At 65.3% G+C, this 20,326-nt stretch carries 19 protein-coding genes and 1 pseudogene; 10 read left to right on the top strand and 10 right to left on the bottom strand.

Going from position 1 to position 20,326, the window contains the following annotated elements:
- Positions 1-217 precede the first annotated feature (217 nt).
- Positions 218-412: a hypothetical protein gene (locus ACVIW0_RS22415; RefSeq protein WP_461357393.1), complete on the top strand. Its 195-nt coding sequence runs from the start codon at positions 218-220 to the stop codon at positions 410-412.
- Positions 413-733: 321 nt separating this feature from the next.
- Positions 734-970 carry a hypothetical protein gene (locus ACVIW0_RS22420; RefSeq protein ID WP_461354304.1) on the top strand — a complete coding sequence of 79 codons (237 nt, stop codon included), beginning with the start codon at positions 734-736 and terminating at the stop codon, positions 968-970.
- 14 nt (positions 971-984) lie between these two features.
- On the opposite strand, the gene ACVIW0_RS22425 is transcribed toward ACVIW0_RS22420, so the two are convergent.
- Positions 985-2,253: an NAD(P)/FAD-dependent oxidoreductase gene (locus ACVIW0_RS22425; RefSeq protein WP_461354305.1), complete on the bottom strand. Its 1,269-nt coding sequence runs from the start codon at positions 2,251-2,253 to the stop codon at positions 985-987.
- A gap of 85 nt (positions 2,254-2,338) precedes the next feature.
- A complete protein-coding gene (locus tag ACVIW0_RS22430; RefSeq protein WP_461354306.1) occupies positions 2,339-3,994 on the bottom strand; it encodes a thiamine pyrophosphate-binding protein in 1,656 nt (551 codons plus the stop codon).
- Between the two features lie 272 nt (positions 3,995-4,266).
- Between ACVIW0_RS22430 and ACVIW0_RS22435 the strand changes: the two genes are divergently transcribed.
- Both ACVIW0_RS22435 and ACVIW0_RS22440 read left to right on the top strand, forming a co-directional pair.
- Positions 4,267-4,494 (top strand): hypothetical protein, encoded by a 228-nt coding sequence (locus ACVIW0_RS22435; protein WP_461354307.1) that lies wholly within the window; start codon positions 4,267-4,269, stop codon positions 4,492-4,494.
- Positions 4,495-4,807: 313 nt separating this feature from the next.
- Entirely contained in the window at positions 4,808-6,298 is a 1,491-nt protein-coding gene (locus ACVIW0_RS22440) for a methyl-accepting chemotaxis protein (protein ID WP_461354308.1), read from the top strand.
- Positions 6,299-6,441: 143 nt separating this feature from the next.
- Here ACVIW0_RS22440 and ACVIW0_RS22445 read toward each other — a convergent pair whose 3' ends face one another.
- The 5 genes and pseudogenes from ACVIW0_RS22445 to ACVIW0_RS22465 form a co-directional block, all read right to left on the bottom strand.
- The gene (locus ACVIW0_RS22445; protein ID WP_461354309.1) at positions 6,442-7,587 is read right to left on the bottom strand and encodes an acyl-CoA dehydrogenase family protein; all 1,146 of its coding nucleotides are present in this window, start codon (positions 7,585-7,587) and stop codon (positions 6,442-6,444) included.
- 12 nt (positions 7,588-7,599) lie between these two features.
- Entirely contained in the window at positions 7,600-8,427 is an 828-nt protein-coding gene (locus ACVIW0_RS22450; RefSeq protein WP_461354310.1) for an SDR family NAD(P)-dependent oxidoreductase, read from the bottom strand.
- A 189-nt stretch (positions 8,428-8,616) separates the two neighbouring features.
- Complete coding sequence (locus tag ACVIW0_RS22455; protein ID WP_461354311.1) at positions 8,617-9,024, bottom strand: MaoC family dehydratase; 408 nt, start codon at positions 9,022-9,024, stop codon at positions 8,617-8,619.
- Entirely contained in the window at positions 9,021-9,452 is a 432-nt protein-coding gene (locus ACVIW0_RS22460) for a MaoC family dehydratase N-terminal domain-containing protein (protein ID WP_461354312.1), read from the bottom strand. Before ACVIW0_RS22460 ends, ACVIW0_RS22455 begins: the two co-directional genes overlap by 4 nt.
- 7 nt (positions 9,453-9,459) lie before the next feature.
- Positions 9,460-10,646: pseudogene (locus ACVIW0_RS22465) on the bottom strand (lipid-transfer protein).
- A 95-nt stretch (positions 10,647-10,741) separates the two neighbouring features.
- Between ACVIW0_RS22465 and ACVIW0_RS22470 the strand changes: the two are divergent.
- From ACVIW0_RS22470 to ACVIW0_RS22480, 3 genes are all read left to right on the top strand, one after another.
- On the top strand, positions 10,742-11,557 hold the full coding sequence (locus ACVIW0_RS22470; protein WP_461354313.1) for a TetR/AcrR family transcriptional regulator: 816 nt from the start codon (positions 10,742-10,744) through the stop codon (positions 11,555-11,557).
- Positions 11,487-13,043, top strand: a complete 1,557-nt coding sequence (locus ACVIW0_RS22475) for an acyl-CoA synthetase (protein ID WP_461354314.1) — start codon at positions 11,487-11,489, stop codon at positions 13,041-13,043. Before ACVIW0_RS22470 ends, ACVIW0_RS22475 begins: the two co-directional genes overlap by 71 nt.
- 190 nt (positions 13,044-13,233) lie before the next feature.
- Positions 13,234-13,830 (top strand): DUF2889 domain-containing protein, encoded by a 597-nt coding sequence (locus tag ACVIW0_RS22480; RefSeq protein WP_461354315.1) that lies wholly within the window; start codon positions 13,234-13,236, stop codon positions 13,828-13,830.
- A gap of 27 nt (positions 13,831-13,857) precedes the next feature.
- Here ACVIW0_RS22480 and pdxR read toward each other — a convergent pair whose 3' ends face one another.
- On the bottom strand, positions 13,858-15,282 hold the full coding sequence (gene pdxR / locus ACVIW0_RS22485) for a MocR-like pyridoxine biosynthesis transcription factor PdxR (protein ID WP_461354316.1): 1,425 nt from the start codon (positions 15,280-15,282) through the stop codon (positions 13,858-13,860).
- 89 nt (positions 15,283-15,371) lie between these two features.
- Here pdxR and ACVIW0_RS22490 point away from each other — a divergent pair, with 89 nt between their 5' ends.
- Genes ACVIW0_RS22490 through ACVIW0_RS22500 form a run of 3 tightly spaced genes read left to right on the top strand, consistent with a single transcriptional unit; the run spans position 15,372 to position 16,942 of the window.
- The gene (locus ACVIW0_RS22490; RefSeq protein ID WP_461354317.1) at positions 15,372-15,797 is read left to right on the top strand and encodes a cupin domain-containing protein; all 426 of its coding nucleotides are present in this window, start codon (positions 15,372-15,374) and stop codon (positions 15,795-15,797) included.
- 10 nt (positions 15,798-15,807) lie between these two features.
- Complete coding sequence (locus tag ACVIW0_RS22495) at positions 15,808-16,269, top strand: carboxymuconolactone decarboxylase family protein (protein WP_461354318.1); 462 nt, start codon at positions 15,808-15,810, stop codon at positions 16,267-16,269.
- Between the two features lie 37 nt (positions 16,270-16,306).
- Complete coding sequence (locus ACVIW0_RS22500) at positions 16,307-16,942, top strand: HD domain-containing protein (RefSeq protein ID WP_461354319.1); 636 nt, start codon at positions 16,307-16,309, stop codon at positions 16,940-16,942.
- 122 nt (positions 16,943-17,064) lie between these two features.
- Here the strand turns inward: ACVIW0_RS22500 and ACVIW0_RS22505 are convergent, their stop codons facing one another.
- On the bottom strand, positions 17,065-18,387 hold the full coding sequence (locus ACVIW0_RS22505) for an HlyD family type I secretion periplasmic adaptor subunit (protein WP_461354320.1): 1,323 nt from the start codon (positions 18,385-18,387) through the stop codon (positions 17,065-17,067).
- Positions 18,384-20,300 carry a type I secretion system permease/ATPase gene (locus tag ACVIW0_RS22510; protein WP_461357394.1) on the bottom strand — a complete coding sequence of 639 codons (1,917 nt, stop codon included), beginning with the start codon at positions 20,298-20,300 and terminating at the stop codon, positions 18,384-18,386. The genes ACVIW0_RS22505 and ACVIW0_RS22510 overlap by 4 nt, the downstream gene beginning before the upstream one ends.
- Positions 20,301-20,326 lie beyond the last annotated feature (26 nt).

A 20,326-nucleotide genomic window follows, 5' to 3' on the forward strand; every position in this document is an offset into this window, starting at 1 on the left:
GAACATGATCTCCGCGCAAACGCGTTTGCGCGTTTGTCGCGAGGGAAACCCACTTCGCACTTTTCAGATCATGCTTTAGCCTGTCCGAACGACGCACCGCCGAGTATTTGGCGGGGTGGCGGCCTGCCCGACGGGCGGAGCCGAAATTATCACAGGTTATTGTCCTGCAAATTCCCGCCGCCTACCGTTCATGGACGAGAGCGTGCTGGGCCGCACAATGCAGGATATGTTGAAGCACCTTGAGAAGCTTCGCCGCGACGCGGCGGAGTGCGCACTGATCCGCGACCTAGCCACCGACATCCAAAAGCGCGAGCTGTTCGCCAGATTGGCTGAGCATCTCACCGCACTCGCCGCAGAGGTCGAGAAGGCCATTGCCGTTGCCGCGGCCGGCAAGGAAGGCGATGCCGTCTAGGCCGCGTCGCGTCCGTTCCCGCGACAGGAGGCTTCCCAAGATCACCTCGCACGCCGCTGGAAGATCGATTTAATCACTGGAAGGCCACCACGTCCGATCGCAGGAACCAAAGTCGCGATAGGGCATTGTCACTCACCCATCGGTTGAAAGGTAATATGCCGCCAGTATCGGTATGCCGATCCTGTCGCATTCCTTGTCCACGGGGGTAATTAGCTGTCGTCTGTTGTATTTCAGGATTCTTCTCTTGGCATTTTTTGCATATCGAACACCGGGCACGACATCCCCAGCGCGCCGGCAATCCACCGCCAGCAGAGCCGCGCGATGAAGACGGACAAGGCCATCTGGTACGTCTCGTTCGCCGTGCGAAACAACCCTGACGCCGGACATCACCGCTTCGCGCGCCAAACCCGTACCTTCACGACAGAGCAGGATGCCAAGGCGTTCGCGCGCACCCTGCTGGATCAGACGCAGGACGTCAGCGCCGGCACGATCAATCCGCATATGCCAAGACGCGTGATCGCGCCGGCTGCGATCACGGCCTGGGCCGGCGACAGCTAAGGTCCATCCTTTCCTTAAAGAAATCGCGACGGCGAAAACGGGGCGAGCGGAATCTCCGGCGGCTTGCCGCTGAGCAATTGCGCGACCAGCCGGCCGGTGCGGGCGGACCCGACCAGCCCGACATGGCCGTGGCCGAAGGCATAGACCACGTCGCGCGTGGCGCGCGCATAACCGATGCAGGGGCGTCCATCGGGCATGCTCGGGCGATGGCCGAACCAGGTCTTGATCCGCGACGGCGGAATATCCCTGGGCAGTTTCGGGAACATGCTGAACAGATGCTCGCGCAGGATCTCGGCGCGCTGCCAGTTCGGCTCGGCGTCGAGGCCTGCGATCTCCACGGTGCCGGCGGCGCGCAGGCCCTTGTCGGTCCAGTTGACGACCATCTTGGCGTCGGAGGCCATCATCGAATTGCGCGGACCGGATTCCGGGTGCTCGATCATGACGTGATAGCCGCGTTCGGTCTCGAGCGGCAGGGAATCGCCGATCGATGCGGTCAGCCGTTTCGAGCGCGCGCCGGCGGCGACGACCGCCGCGTCGCAGGCGATCTCACCACGCTCGGTGACCACGGCGACGAGCCTGTCGCCTGCAAGCTTGAGGCCGGTCGCCCTGGCGGCGACGCGCTCGGCGCCGCTTGCGACGGCGTGCGCGGCGAGTGCTGCGACGTAAGCGCCGGGATCGCGGCAGCGGCCGGCCTCCTCGACGACGACGCCGAATTTGTAGCGCGGATGCAGATCGGGCTCGCGCTGGCGCATCTCGTCCTCATCGAGCTCGAGCCATTCGATCCCGACGCGCTTGCGGATGCGCCAGCCGAGATCGCGATCGAACGGCGCGCGCGAAGGAAACACATGCATCACGCCCCGCTGCTCGATCAGCTCAGGCACCCCGGCTTCCTCGGCGAGCTGCCGGTGCAGCAGCGGCGCGTCCTTCAAGAGATCGCGCATCGCCCGCGCGGTGGCCTCGACCTGCGCCTCGGTCCAGCTCGACAGCAGGTACTTGATCAGCCACGGCAACGCCTTCGGCAGATACGACCAGCGGATCGCAAGCGGCCCGAGCGGATCCATCAGATAGCCCGGCACCTTCTTCCAGGTGCCGGGCTCCGCCGGCGGAATCACCGAATGCGACGACAGCCAGCCGGCATTGCCATAGCTCGCGGCCTGGGTGCCGCCGGGTTCGCCCGGATCGATCAGCGTGACGCGATGGCCCGCGCGCAGTGCCTCGATGGCCGAGATCACGCCGACCGCGCCGGCGCCGATGATCGCGACGTGACGCCCCGTTTCGGTCATCAGCGCTTCGCCTTTTGATTGGGCATGATCTTCGCGCAAACGCATTGCGTTTGTCGCTGGGAAAACCGCTTCGCACTTTTCCGGATCATGCCTGGGGCACGAAATCCTTGCCGACCGACAGCGCGCGCTGATCGACCAGGCAGTGCAGGATCGCCGGCTTGCCGGAAGCCAGCGCGCGCTCGAAGGCGGGCGCAAAGTCCTCGGTGCGCTCGACCCGCTCGCCATGGCCGCCGAACGCCCTGGCGTAGAGCGCGAAATCCGGGTTCTTGAGCTGGGTGCCGACGACGCGGCCGGGATAGTCGCGCTCCTGATGCATGCGGATGGTGCCGTATTGCGCGTTGTCGATGACCACGACGATCAGCGGCGCGTCATACTGCACGGCGGTGGCGAACTCCTGTCCGTTCATCAGGAAGCAGCCGTCGCCGGCGAACGCCACCACGACACGGTCAGGATGATGCCGCTTGGCCATCACGGCCGCCGGCACGCCATAGCCCATCGAGCCCGAGGTCGGCGCGAGCTGCGCGGCGAAGGAATGGAAGCGATGATGGCGATGGATCCAGCCGGCGTAATTGCCGGCGCCGTTGCAGACGATCGCATCCTTCGGCAGCCGGTCGCGCAGCCAGGTCACGACCTCGCCATATTGGAAGCTGCCGGGCAGCTCGCGCGGCTTGTCGGTCCAGGCAAGATAATCGGCGTGCGCCCTGGCCGCCTCGCCCTTCCAGGCCGGCGCGGCCGCGGGCTTCATGGCCTCGACTGCCGCGGCGAAGGCGGCAGGCGTCGCCTGGATCGCCAGTGCCGGCTGGTAGACGCGGCCGAGCTCTTCGGAGCCGGGATGCACGTGAATGAGCTGCTGGCTCGGCGAGGGAATGTCGAGCAGCGTGTAGGACGAGGACGGCATCTCCGACATGCGGCCGCCGATCAGCAGGATCACATCGGCGCCGGTGAAGCGATCCCTGAGCTTCGGGCTCGGCCCGATGCCGAGATCGCCGGCATAATGCGAATGGTCGGCGTCGAACAGGGAGGCACGGCGGAACGAGGTCGCGACCGGCAGGTCGAACCGCTCGGCGAAGCGCGCGATGGCCTTGGCGGCGTCAGCGGTCCAGGCCGAGCCGCCGAGCACCACGAGCGGCGCCTTGGCGCCGGCGAGCATCGCGCCGAGACGCTCGAGATCCGCAGGCGCCGGCCAGCTTGCCGCCGGCTCGACCTTCGGCGCGTCGGCGACCGCGGCGGTTTCGGTCAGCATGTTCTCGGGCAGCGAGATCACGACCGGACCGGGGCGACCCTGCAACGCGACACGGAATGCGCGCGCCACCAGCTCCGGAATGCGATCCGGGCGATCGATCTCGACCGCCCATTTCGCCATCGTGCCGAACACCGCCTTGTAGTCGAGTTCCTGGAACGCCTCGCGCTCGCGCATGCCGGTGTCGACCTGGCCGACGAACAGGATCATCGGGGTGGAATCCTGCATCGCGATGTGCACGCCGTGGGCGGCGTTGGTCGAACCCGGGCCGCGGGTGACGAAGCAGATGCCGGGACGCCCGGTGAGCTTGCCATAGGCCTCCGCCATCATCGCCGCCCCGCCCTCGGCGCGGCAGATCACGACGTCGATCGGACTGTCATGCAGTGCGTCGAGCGCCGCCAGATAGCTCTCGCCCGGCACGCAGGTGACGCGCTCCACCCCTTGCGCGACCAGCTGGTCGATCAGGATCTGGCCTCCGGTGCGGGTATTGCTTTTGGTCATGAGGGCTCCCTGCGGCTACTGCTGCGCGTCCAGGCGTCGCGCGGATCGAGGCCCACGGGGTAGGATAGACCGAAATATCGTGCAAGGCCGAAGCCGCATCTCGCGGACGGAGCGGCGTCCAGCCATGCGATAGGCAAAGGGGAACGCTGCTTCATCATCGATTTCCGCAGAGCGGACCATCGCCGGCGGTATCGAAGCAGCCGGCCGGAGAGCAGGCCGGTCACCGTGCTATGATCTCGGATGCAACTCGCCGCCGCGGGCGACATGTCGCGATGTCGGTCGATCGGCTCGATCCGGCATCGCGGCCGCGCTCAACCTGTGCGCGCTTCTTTCAAAACCAGACTCGATCGACGATGCAGCAACCCCGCACGACGCCGCGCCAGACGAACGACCTCCGGCGCGTTGCGGCGCGCGTGGAAACAGCGTGGCACAAACTGCATACAGCACTGCATCATATGCACGCCAACATCCATGCGAAGCACGCGCGTGCGATTCCGTAAGATTACGGTGCAGCAATCGGTCGCTTCGCATCGTTCGTGGCGTGATCGCGTGGATATCGCAGCAAATCGTGCTCCTGCATGTCGATTTCAGTCGCGCTCGCCACATGCGTCGCGCGCTGAGTCTTGCGCGATCGCGCGCCGCGCACTGCATGCACTTTGGGATGGAGCTCGAATCGCCTACGGTTTTCTTGCAGTCAGAAGTTGCAGATCGTGTATCGCACCTGGCCGCCGTCCCGCGGCGGGAAGGCTGTCTGCCGCCGATCAGGTGCGACATTTCAGTTCACCAATTGATATCAAAAGCTGGAGGCAATGCATGCTGGGGATGAAGAGCGTCGCAAGCGTGATCGGATCAGACAGTTCCTATCGGCTGTTCGACGATATGCCGATCAGTGTCATGCTCTGCGAGCTGGACGATTTCAGGATCACCTACATCAACGAGTCGACGCGGCAGAACCTGAAGAAGATCGAGCACGTGCTGCCGGTGAAGGTCGACGCGCTGATCGGCCAGTCGATCGACATCTTTCACAAGGACCCGCGGCATCAGCGCCGGCTGCTGTCCGATCCGAAGAACCTGCCGCACAAGGCGCGCATCACCATCGGAGGCGAGACCCTCGATCTCACTGTGACGGCGATGACCAATTCGCGCGGCCGCTACACCGGGCCGATGCTGACCTGGGAGCTCGCGACCGAGAAGGCGCGGCTGGAAACCCAGACCGAGCGGCTGTTGCAGATGCTCGACAACATGCCGATCAACATCATGATGTGCGACACCGATTTCAACATCACCTACATCAACCAGACCAGCCTCAAGACGCTCGAGACCGTGAAGCATTTGCTCCCCGTCGCGCCGAACAAGATCCTCGGCAACTCGTTCGACATCTTCCACAAGAACCCGGCGCATCAGCGCCGCATCGTCGGCGATCCCAAGAACCTGCCGCACGCCGCCAAGATCAAGCTCGGTCCGGAAACGCTCGACCTCAGGGTCTCCGGGCTGACCGACAAGCGCGGCAACTATACCGGCGCGATGCTGAGCTGGTCGGTCGTGACCGGCAATGTGAAGCTGGCCGACGATTTCGAGACCAACGTGAAGGGCCTTGCGGGGATGCTGGCGTCGGCCTCGACGCAAATGCAGGGCACCGCGCGATCGCTGACGACAACGGCCGAGTTCGTCAATCAGCGCTCGGCGAGCGCGGCGTCTGCGTCCGAAGAACTGTCGTCCTCGGTCAACGAGATCAGCCGCCAGGTGTCCGAGGCGAGCCGCATCGCCCGCATGGCGGTCGAGGAAGCCGAGAAATCCGACAAGCTCGTCGCGGGCCTCGTGACCATGGCGCAGAAGATCGGCGACGTCGTCGCGCTGATCAGCCAGATCGCCGGCCAGACCAATCTGCTTGCGCTCAACGCCACGATCGAGTCCGCGCGCGCCGGCGAGGCCGGACGCGGCTTCGCCGTGGTCGCCTCCGAGGTGAAGGCGCTGGCCAACCAGACCGCCAAGGCGACGGAAGACATCTCGGCGCAGATCAACGAGATGCAGGCCGCGACCGGCAACACCGCGACCGCGCTGAAGGCGATCTCGCAGGTCATCGTCCAGATCAGCGAGATCTCGACCGTGATCGCCAGCGCCGTCGAGGAGCAGGCCGCGGCCACCAAGGAGGTGACCGCCAACATCAACGGCACGACCAAGGCGATCGACGACGCCAGCAAGGCCGCCGAGAACGTGCTGGCAGCCTCCGGCGAGCTCGCCAGCAACGCCTCCGAGCTGGAGGTTCAGGTCGACAAGTTCCTGAAGAACGTACGGGCGATGTAGGGGGGCGCGAAATGACGTGAGCGCGCACCCGCCTCTCCGCGTCATTCCGGGGCGATGCGCCAGCATCGAACCCGGAATCTCGAGCCGTAACTTCGAGATTCCGGGTTCACGCTTCGCGTGCCCCGGAATGACGGCTGACTTGCCTACAGCGAGCGCGCGATCAAAACCTTCATGATCTCGTTGGTGCCGCCATAGATCTTCTGAATGCGGGAATCGATGAACATCCGCGAGATCGGGTATTCCTGCATGTAGCCGTAGCCGCCGTGCAGTTGCAGGCATTCGTCGGCGGTCTCGACCTGCTTCTGCGAGCACCACCATTTGGCCATCGACGCCGTCACGGTGTCGAGGTCGCCGGCGACCAGGCGCTCAACGCACCAGTCGACGAAGACGCGGGCGATCATCGCCTCGGTCTTGCGCTCGGCCAGCGTGAACGCGGTGTTCTGGAATTCGATCAGCGGCTTGCCGAACGCGGTGCGCTCTTTGGTGTAGTCGGCGGTGATCCTGACCGCGCGCTCCATCGAGGCGACCGCGCCGATCGCCAGCGACAGCCGCTCCTGCGGCAATTGCTGCATCAGTTGCACGAAGCCGTTGCCCTCCTCGGCCCCGAGCAGGTTTTCCGGCGGCACCGCGACATTGTCAAAGAACAGCTCCGAGGTGTCTGATGCATGGAGACCGATCTTGTCGAGGTTGCGGCCGCGCCGATAGCCTTCGGCGCCGGCGGTCTCGACCACGATCAGCGAGATGCCTTTGGCGCCAGGCGCGCCGGTGCGCGCCACCACGATGACGAGGTCGGCCGCCTGGCCGTTGGTGATGAAGGTCTTCTGGCCGTTGATGACGTAGGAATTGCCCTGCTTCTTCGCCGTGGTCTTGACGGCTTGCAGGTCGGAGCCGGTGCCGGGCTCGGTCATCGCGATGGCGCCGACCATCTCGCCCGAGGCCATCTTCGGCAGCCAGCGCTGCTTCTGCTCCTCCGAACCGTAGTTGACGATGTAGTGCGCCACGATCGCGCTGTGCACGGAGACGCCGGTGGTCAGCTCCGGCACCGTGCTCTCGAGGTCGTCGAGCACGGCGGCGTCATAGGCGAAGCTGGCACCGAGACCGCCATAGGCCTCGGGCACGCTGGGTAACAATGCGCCCATCTCGCCGAGCGCGCGCCAGGCGGAGCGGTCGACCAGCTTCTGTGCGCGCCATTTTTCGGCGTGCGGCGCCAGGTCCTTGGCGAGGAATTTGCGGAACTGGTCGCGGAAGGTGTCGAGCTCCTCGGTCATCCAGGACGATCGGTAGTGCATACTGTCCTCGTGCTAAATTAGCAGACCGCCGCCGGCGACGATCACCTGACCACTGATGTAATTCGATTCCGGCGCGCAGAACAGATAGACCGCGTCCGCGGCCTCCTCCGGCGTGCCGCCGCGGCCGAGCGGGATCATGCGGCCCATCGCCTCCAGCATCTGCGGCTGGACGCCGACCTTGATGTCGCGGCCGGCAACATCGATGGTCTTCTGCTGGCTCTCGATCGGCTGGGTCAGGCGGGTGTTGATCAGGCCGAACGCCACGCAATTGACGTTGACCTTGTAGCGGCCCCATTCCTTGCACATCGTGCGCGTCAATCCGATCAGCGAAGCTTTTGCCGAAGAATAGCTGGCTTGCCCGGCATTGCCGTAGAGCCCCGCGATCGAGGAGATGTTGACCACCTTGCGGAACACCTCGCGCCCCGCGTCGGCCTCCTTCTTCGCCATCACCCGGATCGGCTCCGACGCCGCGCGCAGGATGCGGAACGGGGCGACCAGATGCACGTCGAGCATCGCCTGGAACTGCTCGTCCGACATCTTCTGGATCGTCGAGTCCCAGGTGTAGCCGGCATTGTTGACGATGATGTCGAGGCCACCGAACTGCTCGATGGCGCTACCGACGAAACGATCGGCAAAACCCGCTTCCGTCACGCTGCCATTGACCGCGATCGCCTCGCCGCCCATGGCCTTGATCTCGGCGACGACGGCATTGCCCGGCTCGGCATCGAGGTCGTTGACCACGACGCGCGCGCCTTCGCTTGCGAGCTTCAGCGCAATCGCGCGCCCGATGCCGCGGCCCGATCCGGACACCAGCGCGACCTTGCCTTGCAGTTTCGACATGATCTCTCCCTCAAACGAGACGGTTTTTTCTTCACCTCTCCCGCTTGCGGGGGAGGTCGGAACGCATCGTCAGATGCGTTCCGGGTGGGGGCTCTCTCCGCGATATGACTCGTGGAGAGAGCCCCCACCCCAGCCCTCCCCCGCAAGCGGGAGAGGGAGCGCAAATCTTTGCTCGGCGAGAGCTTCTTCCTAGAGCGCGATGATCGCTTCGCCGGCGAGCTTGATCTCGCCGTTCTGATCCTTCGTCGTCAGCGCGAGCTTGGCCTGCTTCTCGCCAGCCTGCTCGAGCAGCTCGGTCACCGTGCCCTCGCAGGTCAGCTTGGCGCCGAGCTGGGTGATCGCGGCAAAGCGGGTCGCGAACGAGCGGATGCGCGACGGTGCCACCGCATCCGTCAGCGCCTGGCCGAGATAGCCCATCACCAGCATGCCATGCGCGAACACGTCGGGGAAACCGGCCGCCTTCGCGAAGTCAATGTCGACATGGATCGGATTGTGATCGCCGGAGGCGCCGCAATACAGCGCCAGGCGATGGCGGGTGATCGGCGGAAATTCCTTGTGGACGATGCGGTCGCCGACCGACGGAACCGTGCTGCTCATGACGGCCTCGCATTGCGCACCACGATAGTGCGCGAGACATCGGCGACATGGACGCCGTTCTGGTTGGTGACCGGCGTATCGACCACGATCAGCGTCATCGCGCCGCCCTTCTTGTCGGTCACGCCAGTGACCCGCGGGTGGAACGTCAGGGTGTCGCCGACCACCACGGGCGCGTGATAGTCGAAGCGCTGCTCGCCATGCAGCACGCGGGCGAGATCGATGCCGAGCGCGGTGAGGAATTCGAACGGATCAGGCGCGTCCATCATCTCGAGGCAGAACAGATAGGTCGGCGGCACCGGCACCGCGACCGCATCGCGATAGACCGGGTTGGTCTCGCCGAGCGTATCGAGGAAGAAGCGCAGGCGTCCCGGCTCGACGTGCGCGGTCACCGGCGTGAATGCACGCCCGACGGCGGATTGATCGACCATGGCGACCTCAGGCGCGTTCGTAGAGCGTGACGACGCAGGCGCCGCCGAGACCGAGATTGTGCTGCAAGCCGAGCCGGGCTTCCTCGACCTGCGTTGCCGCAGCGGTGCCGCGCAGCTGCCGGGTCAGCTCGTAGCACTGCGCAAGGCCGGTGGCGCCGAGCGGATGGCCCTTCGACAACAGCCCGCCGGAAGGATTGGTGACGATCCTCCCTCCGTAAGTATTGTCGCCGTCGTCGATGAATTTCGCGGCCTCACCCTGCCCGCAGAGGCCGAGCCCCTCATAGGTGATCAGCTCGTTGTGGGCGAAGCAGTCGTGCAGCTCGACGACGTCGAGATCCCCGGGCCCGATGCCCGCCGCCTCGTAGACCTTGCTCGCGGCATCGCGCGCCATGTCGTAGCCGACCACCTGCATCATGTCCCCGGCGCCGAAGGTCGACGGCGTATCGGTGGTCATCGCCTGCGCCGCGATGCGGACTTGCTTGTTGAGGCCGTGCTGGTCGGCGAATTTTTCCGAGACCAGGATCGCGCGGCGGCGCCGCCGCAGGTCGGCGGGCACGCCATCAGCCGCGTCATCACGCCGGGCCAGATCACCTGGTCGTTCATCACGTCGTCGGCGGTGACTTCTTTCCGGAACAGCGCCAGCGGATTGTTCTTGGCGTGGCGGCTCGCCTTGGCGCGCACCTTGGCGAACGCGGAGAGCGGCGTGCCGTACTTCTTCATATGGCTGAGGCCGGCGCCGCCGAAATAGCGCAGCGCCAGCGGCACGCCGGGCGCGTCGACCAGTCTGTCGGCCGCGGCATCGAAATCGTCGAACGCGCTGGGGCGGTCGGTGAACACGGCCCCGAGCGCGCCGGGCTTCATCTGCTCGAAGCCGAGCGCCATCACGCAATCCGCCGCACCCGACTCGATTGCCTGCCGCGCCAGGAACAGCGCGGTCGAGCCGGTCGAGCAGTTGTTGTTGACGTTGACGATCGGGATGCCGGTCATGCCGACCGGATACAGCGCGCGCTGGCCGCAGGTGGAGTCGCCATAAACATAGCCGACATAGGCCTGCTGGACCTTGCCGTAATCAAGCCCGGCATCGGCGAGCGCGAGCCTGGCGGCTTCCGCGCCCATCACATGATACGGCGCGTTGGCGCCGGGCTTGACGAACGGGATCATGCCGACCCCGGCAACATAGGTGCGAGACGTCATCGCGTGTCCTCCCGGAAATTACCCACTGGACTATTTATTACCCATGGGTAATATACGGGCGATCTTCCGGAGTCAATGCGACAACAACCGACGCGATGGACGCCAGCTCCCCCTCTTCCAGCAACGAGTCCCCCTGGCTGCCGTTCGAGAGCCGGCGCCGCGCCCGCGACGAGAAGCGCGAGGCGGTGTTGCGCACGGCCGTCGCGCTGTTCCTCGAACAGGGCTATCACGGCGCCACGCTGAACGAGGTCGCCAGACGGCTCAACATCACCAAGCCGGCGCTCTACAATTACTTCCGCGGCAAGGACGAGATCCTGTACGAGTGCTGGTCGATCGGCAACGAGCTGGTCGACGACTGCATTGCCGAGACCTCGGCCGGCGGCGGCTCGGGGCTCGACAAGCTGCGGAAGCTGATCGTCCGCTATGCCGAGCTGATGACCGAGGACTACGGCAAGAGCCTGGTCCGCTTCGACATCCGCGATCTCAGCGAGCACAACCGGAAGATCGTGCAGACCGCGAAGCGGCGGATCGACCGCGCCTTCCGCGACTATATTGCCGCTGGCGTCAAGGACGGTTCGGTGAGACCGTGCGACCCGAAGCTCGCGGCGTTCGCGATCGCAGGCTCGCTGAACTGGATCGGACACTGGTTCCAGCCCGGCGGTGAGCTGAGCGGCCGCGCCGTCGCCGAGGAATTCGCGATCCGCCTCACCGAGGGCATCGCCAAAGCAACAACGCAAGTCACATCAACGCGCGAGACAACGACGCGCAAAGCAGCCGTTCCGGCGGCAGAGAAGGCGGATAAACCGCCTCGCAAGGGAAACGCATCAAGGGAGGAGACGAGTGAACATCACACACGGACTGCGGCGGGCGCTGCAGGTCAATCCAAACGGGCTCGCCGTCGTCTGCGGTGAGCGGCGACGCAACTGGCGCGAGGTCGGCGACCGTGTCGCCCGCCTCGCCTCCGCGATCCGCGGGCTTGGCGCTGACAATGGCGACCGCGTCGCGATCCTGTCGCTGAACTCCGACCGCTATCTCGAACTCTACCTCGCGGTCGGCTGGGCCGGCGCCGTGATCGTGCCGCTCAACATCCGCTGGTCTCCGATCGAGAACGAGGATGCGCTGCGCGACTGCCGCGCGACCATCTTGTTCGTCGACAAGGCGTTCGCGGCGGTCGGCGCGACGCTGGCAAGCGCCATTCCCGGCCTCAAGCTGGTCTATTCCGACGAGGGCGCGACGCCGGAAGGCATGGAGAATTACGACACGCTGATCGCGCGCAGCGAACCGATGGCGGATGCGATGCGCACCCGAGACGATCTCGCCGGCATCTTCTACACCGGCGGCACCACCGGCCGCTCCAAGGGCGTGATGCTGAGCCACGGCAATCTGATGGCCAATGCGCTCAACGCGCTCGGCGAAGGCCTGTGGCCGAGCAGCACGATCTACCTGCACGCGGCCCCGATGTTCCACCTCGCCAATGGCGCAGCGATGTATTCGGTGTTGCTGTCCGGCGGCTCCAACGTCGTGATCCAGAGCTTTACGCCCGACGGCGTCGCGGCTGCGGTGCAGAAGGAGCGCGTCACCGACGTGCTGCTGGTGCCGACCATGATCCAGATGTTCGTCGATCACCCGACGCTCGGCACTTACGACCTGTCGTCGCTGAAGCGGATCGCTTACGGCGCCTCGGTCATCAGCGACGCCGTGCTGACGCGGGCGATGAAGGCGCTGCCGCATGTCGAATTCACGCAAGCCTACGGCATGACCGAGCTGTCGCCGATTGCGACGCTCTTGCATTGGAAGGAGCATATCGGCGACGGCCGCGCCAAGGGCCGGCATCGTGGCGCAGGCCGCGCCACGCTCGGCGCCGAGGTCAAGATCGTCGACGCGAGCGACAAGGTCGTACCGACGGGCACGGTCGGCGAGATCGCGGTGCGTGGCGACATGGTGATGATGGGCTATTGGGAGCGGCCGGAGGAAACCGCGCGCGCCGTGATCGACGGCTGGATGCACACCGGCGACGGCGGCTACATGGATGCGGACGGCTTCGTCTACGTGGTCGACCGCGTCAAGGACATGATCATCTCCGGCGGCGAGAACGTCTATTCGGCCGAGGTCGAGAACGCGCTGGCCCAGCATCCGGCGGTGGCGCAATGCGCGGTGATCGGGATTCCGAGCGAGCGCTGGGGCGAGCAGGTCCACGCCGTGGTGGTGATGAAGAGCGGCGCCAGCGCCACGCCGGAAGAGCTGATGGAGCACTGCAAGGCGCTGATCGCCGGCTACAAATGCCCGCGCAGCGTCGACATCACCGCAACGCCACTGCCGCTCTCCGGCGCCGGCAAGATCCTGAAGCGCGAGCTGCGCAAGCCGTATTGGGAGAACCGCGAGCGGCGGGTGAGCTGAGGCCGAGAGCTCAGAACGGTAGGGCGGGTTAGCAAAGCGTAACCCGCCACAAATCTCTCGCGTGGAGAGATGGCGGGTTACGCCTCCGGCTAACCCGCCCTACGCGATGCATGGCACTGCGCGGGCCGTGCACGTTGACATCGTAGCTTGCTGCCGATTGGATTGATTCAATTCAATCCAGCGAGTTCCGATGTCCGCACCTGATACCAACGCCGACGGCAAGCCTCGCCGCCTGATGCACCGCCGCTCCGTCGCATGCCTGGGCTATCTCCGCGACGACGGGCTGTGGGAGGTCGAGGCGCGACTGGTCGACACCAAGCCCTATGCGCGGCAGGACCAGCATCGCGGCCTGCAGCAGCCCGAGGATCCCGTGCACGACATTCGCCTGCGGCTCGCGATCGACGACAGTTTTACGATCCGCGAGACCGGCACCAATATGGCCGCGACGCCCTACCCGTCCTGCCTCGACGTCGAAGGTATTTTGCAGCGGCTGGTCGGCGAACGGATCGGCAAGGGCTGGCGCGACATTGTCAGACGCAAGATCGGCAAGCTCGAGACCTGCACCCATCTCGCCGAGCTCTTGGGTCCCGCAGTGACGACGCTGTTCCAGACCGCGACATCAGGCAAGGACCCGCAGGGCCGCGGCGCGCTCGATCACCAGCGCGACGTCACCGAGCCGCCGTTCTTCGTCGGCGGCTGTTATTCGTGGCGGCTCGACGGGCCGGTTGTCGCCGAGACGTTTCCGCAATTCGCGACAAAGCCGGTCGAGGCGAAGCAGACTTCGTGAGCTCTGGAAGCCTTGCGGCATACCGGCCTACGCGGGGCCGTGTGCCGTGAGCCGATCGATGACGTTGAAGAGCCGGTCGCAGGACGCCTCGATCCTGTTTTGCGGAGACGTGGCGATGCCGAGCACCAGGCCGGATCGCGCTGAAGCGCTCGACGCATACCAGAGCGACAGAGGCGTCGGCGCCAAGCCGAACGATGCCAGTTCTCTCGCGATCTGAAGGTCGGACGTTCCGTCCGGCAGTCGCAGGATCGCGGCCAATCCACCGACGCTCACCATCCTGGCGCGCGGCCGCAGACACCTGAGCAATGCATCGCCCTGCGCTGCGTAGACCCGCTTGGTGCGGCGAAGATGCCGCAGATAGTGGCCGTCGCGGATGAATTCGGCGATCGCGAGCTGCACCGGGGGGCCGGGCGCCGGGGCGAGACACGCCGCGATCTCGGCAAACCGGGACATCATCGACGGCGGAGCTACGACAAAACCAAGCCGCAAGGCCGGCGTCAGGGTTTTGCTGAACGATCCGATGTGAATGACGCGCCCGGCACGATCGAGCGAGGCGAGCGCCGGCGTGGCGCGGCCCTTCAACTGAAGCTCGCTCAGATAGTCATCCTCGATCACCCAAGCTCGCCTCTGAGCGGCCCAGTCGAGCAGACGCGCGCGTCTTGCCAGCGAGAGCGTGAAACCGAGCGGTGCCTGCTGTCCGGGAGTGACCACCGCCAGCGCGGCATCAGGTGCGTGTTCGAGGCCGTAACCGACGTCGATGCCGTCGGCATCGACCGGGATCGGTGCAATCGACATCCGCGCAAGCGCGAGACCGTGCCGGGTGAAGGGAAAGCCCGGCTCCTCGATCCAGACTTTCTTCCCTTCAAGGCCGAGCGCACGAAGCGTCAATCCGAGGCCGCCGCTGAAGCCTCCCGTGATGAAGATCTGGGAGGCTGTGCACGTGATCCCGCGCGCCAGCGCAAGATAGGCTGCGATCTCGCGCCGCAGTTCCAGTTCGCCGCGCGGATCCGGATAGAGGGCCGGCGCGCTCATACCTGCACGAACCGCCTGGGTGTGCAGCCGCGAGAACAGTTTGGCAGGGAATGTCGCCTGCGCGGGTACGCCCATCTGGAAAATCGCCGGCCCCGCGATGAGCTCCTGATACGTCTCCATGAACGAGCCGGGGTCGGGAGCCGCTTCGTCCTGCACGGTGGCAAAGGACGGCCGATCCGCGACATGCGTTCCCCGCGCGCGAGACGCGACGATCAACTGCGCAGACGAAAGCCTTTCATAAGCCGCGCGCACGGTGCCTCGCGCAACGCCAAGCTGAGCCGCAAGGTCCTGCCAGGACGGCAGACGCGCGCCGGGGGCGAGCACGCCGCTCTCGATCGCGGCCCTGATGCCGCAGCGGATCTGCTCCGCCAGCGGTGTCTTCGCGGACCGATCCAGTTCCAGTCGCAGGCGCCCGGTCATGGCCTCTGGTACACGATTTTTGTCGGTTCTTGGTGCTTTTTTATGGACCAAAGTGAAGGCACCTATACGAGCAAAGGAGAGCACCGACCATGCAACGACCATCCCTCCTCGCCGCCTGCGCCGCCCTCGCCATCGCCTGGGGAACGCCTGCCGCAGCCCATGACATGGGTCAGACGGTCACGCCGACCTTCCAGCAGCCGATCACCAATATTCCTGGCAAGTCGCTGATCGCCGTCGTCGTGGATTATGCGCCGGGCGCGGCGTCGCCGCCGCATGTCCACGCCAAATCGGCCTTCATCCTCGGCTACGTGCTGTCAGGTGAAATTGAATCGCAGGTCAATGACGGACCGACGCGGGTCTACCACGCCGGCGAAAGCTTCTACGAGACGCCGGGTTCGCGCCATCCCGTCAGCCGCAACGCCAGCACGACCACGCCGGCAAAGCTGCTCGCAGTGTTCGTCGTCGATACCGACGACAGGGAGCTGACCACTCCCGTCAAACAGAACAACCAATAAGGAGCCCATCATGAGCATGCGTCTCGATTACAACCGCATCGCGCCGGCCGGCGTCAAAGCCCTCGGCGGCGTCTACGGCTACGTCCTGCAAAGCAACCTGCCCGCCACGCTGGTCACCCTCGTCTACCTGCGCATATCGCAGATCAACAATTGCGCCTATTGCCTCGACATGCACACGCGCGACCTGCTCAAGAGCGGGGTGAAGATCGAAAAGCTGGCACTGCTGCAAGCGTGGGCAGAAGCCGGCGACCTCTTCGACGAGCGCGAACGCGCGGCGCTCGCATGGGCGGAAACGGTGACCCGCGTCGCCGATACCGGCGTGCCGGATCAGGCTTACCAGGCTGCCCGCACGGTCTTCGACGAACGCGAGCTCGTCGACCTGACCATCGCGATCAGCCTGATGAATGCCTACAATCGCATGGCGATCAGCTTCCGCAACACGCCACAGGCCGCGGTCGCGCGGGCGGCTTGATGAAGATCGATCGCACGGAGAAAGATGGAGCCTGCCAATGACCGAGATTTCCGGCATCAAGATTCCCGATAGCAAGCTGGCCCGCGAGGCAGCCGAGCTGGTTCGCCAATATGAAAACGAGATGCTGTTCAACCATTCGGTTCGGGTCTACGTATTCGGTGCGATGAAGGGAATCCGCCAGAAGCTGAAATTCGATTCCGAGCTGCTATACGTCGCGGCCCTGTTTCACGATCTAGGCCTTGTCGATCCCTACCACACCGAGACCAAACGCTTTGAGGTCGACGGTGCCGATGCTGCGCGCGAATTTCTCCGGGCGCGCGGCATCGCAGAAGCAAACAGTGATCTGGTGTGGGAAGCCATTGCGCTGCATACCACTCCCGGGATTCCACAGTTCATGCGGCCGGAAATCGCGCTCACCAACGCGGGGGTTTTGGTCGATGTCGTGGGCATTGGATATGACGACTATACGGCGGAGCAGCGCCAGCAGGTGATCACCGCATTTCCGCGCGGTGATTTCAAGAACGAGTTTCTCGAGATCCAGACTTGCTCGGCCTTGAAGAAGCCCCAGACCACCTTCGGAACCGTCAATTTCGACTACATCGAAGATCGCGATCCGACGTTTCGCAAGCCGAATGCCTGCGCCCGCATCCGCAACACTCCCTGGCAGAGTTAAGGCATGATCCGGAAAACTGCGAAGCGGTTTTCCCTCGCGACAAACGCGGAACGTTTGCGCGGAGATCATGCTCAAACACAGAGCTAAAGCGCGATGACGATTCAACCAAATCTCATCGCGCTTTAGCGCTCGCGCCAGGCGCGCATCAACTGATCGGAGAACGGCTTGAAAAGGTAAGACATCACCGTGCGCTGCCCGGTCTGAATATAGGCTTCGACCGGCATGCCCGCGATCAGTTTCACATTGCCGAGGCGGGCCATCTCCGCCTCCGTCACCGCAATACGGATGACATAGAAGCTCGCTCCGCTTTTCTGGTCGGTCGTGACATCAGCGGACACGTGGTTCACTTCACCGTTGAGCTGCGGCGTTGTCCGCTGGTTAAAGGCGGTGAAACGCAGCAGCACCGGCTGGCCGACGGACACGCGATCGATCTCTTGCGGGGCGATGCGCACCTCGACGACGAGCAAGTCGTTGGCGGGGACGATCAGCATGATCGGCTCGCCGGCGGTGACGACGCCGCCGATCGTGTGCAGCGCGAGCTGCTGCACAGTGCCGTCCTGCGGCGCGCGGATATCGATGCGCTTGAGCTGATCCTCGGCAGCCACCCGCTTCTCCACCAGTTCCGAGGTCTTCGCGCGAATCTCGGCAAGCTCCTTTCCCACCTCGGTGCGGAGATCCTGATCGATCTGAATGATTTGCAGCGCGGTCTCGGTAATCCGGCCCCTCGCTTCGGCGATGGAGGCGACCAGAGCGCCGCGTTCGCCGTGCAGGCGCACGGCATCGCGCTCGAGTGTGGTCACGCGCGTGATCTGGACCAGCTTCTTGCGCCACAGATCGCGCACGCCGGCGAGCTCCTGGTCGACGAACGTCGTCTCGCCGTCTTTCGCGGCGATCTGCTCTTCCAGGCCGCGGATCTGCTCGCGCAATTGGCCGACGCGCTCGTTGAGCTGGGCCTTCTTGCCTGCTCGGGCGATGCGGCGTAGCTCGAACAGCCTGTACTCGCCGACGACCACGCGCGCCACGTCCGTGTCGGAGATACGCGCGACAAGGTCGGACGGGAAGTCGACGCGGCTTTGGTCGTCACGCTCCGCCTCGAGCCTGGCCTGACGCGCCGCCAGCTCGTCGAGGCTCTTGAGAATGACCAGAAGGTTGGCCCGCGTCACCGTCTCGTCGAGGCGCAGCAGCACGTCTCCGGCCTTCACCCTGGAGCCCTCTCGGACATTGAGTGCGCCTACCACCCCGCCGGTCGGGTGCTGCACCTTCTTGCTGTAGCTCTCGACCACCAGCGTGCCTGTGCCGATGACGGCTCCCGCGAGTTCCGTCGTGGCAGCCCAGCCGCCGACGGCGCCGCCGAGAAGGATGACGCCCGCGAGCCCCGCGCCGAGGTGGCGGCGGATCGAGAGCGGCACGACGTCGGCCGGCTCGCGATTCACGAGCTCGTTCATGGGCTCGCTCCCTCACTCACGACCTTGAGCGGTACCGGAGCCGGCCGCGGCTGCATCATCTGGGCCAGCAGCGCGTCCTTCGGCCCGAGCGTCTGCACACGCCCCTGCGACATCACCATTAGCCAGTCGACGCCGGCGAGCGCACTGGTCCGGTGCGCGACGACGATGACAATGCCGCCGCGTGCGCGCACGCCCATGATGGCTCGCGTCAGGGCCTGATCGCCCTCCATGTCCAGGTTCGAATTGGGCTCATCGAGAACCACCAGGAAAGGATCGTGGTAAAGTGCGCGGGCGAGCGCGATGCGCTGGCGCTGCCCGGCCGAGAGCGCCGCTCCGGCTTCGCCGATCTGCGTGTCGTAGCCATCAGGCAGTTGCAGGATTGTCTCATGCACACCGGCCGCTGTCGCGGCTGCGATGACCGCCGGCACGTCGGGTTCGGGATCAAATCGGGCGATGTTCTGGGCCACCGTGCCGGCGAACAGCTCGACATCCTGTGGCAGATAGCCGATATGCCGGCCGAGTGCTTCCGAATTCCACTGTTCGAGGGCGGCACCGTCGAGGCGCACCTTGCCACCCACCGGCGTCCAGACGCCGACCAAGGCGCGCACCAGCGATGACTTGCCCGCCGCACTCGGGCCGACGATACCGAGCCCTTGTCCGGGCTGTAGTGTGAAGGAAACCTCGAGCACCACCGCGCGCTGATCGCCTGGTGGCGCCACGGAGACGGTCTCGACGGCGAGGCTTTTGCACGGCGGGGGCAGCGGAGTCTTCTCCGACTCGTCCGGGAGCTGCGCCCAGTATTGCTGCAGACGTTTCCAGCTTTGCCGGGCAGCGACCAGGCTTTTCCAGTGCGCGATGGCGAGCTCGACGGGGGCGAGCGCGCGCGACGTGAGGATGGCGCCGGCAATGATGATCCCGCCGCTCGCCTCCTGTCGAATGACCAGATAGCCACCGACGCCGAGCACCGCCGATTGCAAGGCCATGCGCAGCACCTTGGAGGCGGAGCCGAAGCCTCCGGCGATGTCGGCGGCGCGCCTCTGGCTGGCCATGTAACCCTCGTTCGCCGCCGCCCAGCGCGCGGAGAGCCGCCCGCGCATGCCCATGGCCTGCAATACCTCGGCATTGCGGCGGCTGGCCTCGGCCAGGGCATTGCGCTGCGCCACCCGCCCGGTGATGTCCCTGGTGTGCGCGCGCGTCAGCCGGTCGGTGACCAGCGTCAGCAAAACAAGGAGCAGCGCGCCGATCAACGCGGTGAGCCCAAGCAGCGGGTGGAAGAGGTAACAGATTGTCAGATAGAACGGGATCCACGGCAGGTCGAACAGCGCGGTCGGGCCGAGCCCCGAGAGATAACTGCGGACCTGATCGAGGTCGCGCATCGGCTGCAGCCCGTCGCCGCTGATGCGCGCCCGCAGCGGCCAGCGGGCGACAATGTCATAAGCGCGCTCGGAGAATGCGCGATCGAGCCAGTCGCCGATGCGGATCAGGATGCGCCCGCGCAAGATGTCAAGGAATGCATGGAAGAGGTAGAGGCCGCAGACCAGGACGACGAGGCCGACGAGCGTCGGCACGCTGTGGCTCGGCACCACGCGGTCATAGACTTCCAGCATGAAGAACGAACTGGTGAGATATAGCACGTTCAGCATGGCCGTGATCAGGCCGATGCCGATCAGCACGTCGCGGCACGCCCGGAGCAGCGACGGAAGATCGTGTGCGGGCGATGAGGCGTTGGGATCGCCGGCCGGGGCAAGGCGCGCTAGCGCCCGTCGCCGTAGTGCCAAGCGGAGCAGGATGATTGCCGCCACGATAGGCAGCGCCGCGCGAAGCATGAAATCGCGCGGCCCGTCGAGAGCCGGGCCGAACCAGGCTTGTACGCCGGCTGCGACCTGATTCCAGCACTCCGAGAGAATGTCCAACACGCGCATCGATTCCTAGAGGCTTT

This window comes from Bradyrhizobium sp. USDA 4454, assembly GCF_054822705.1.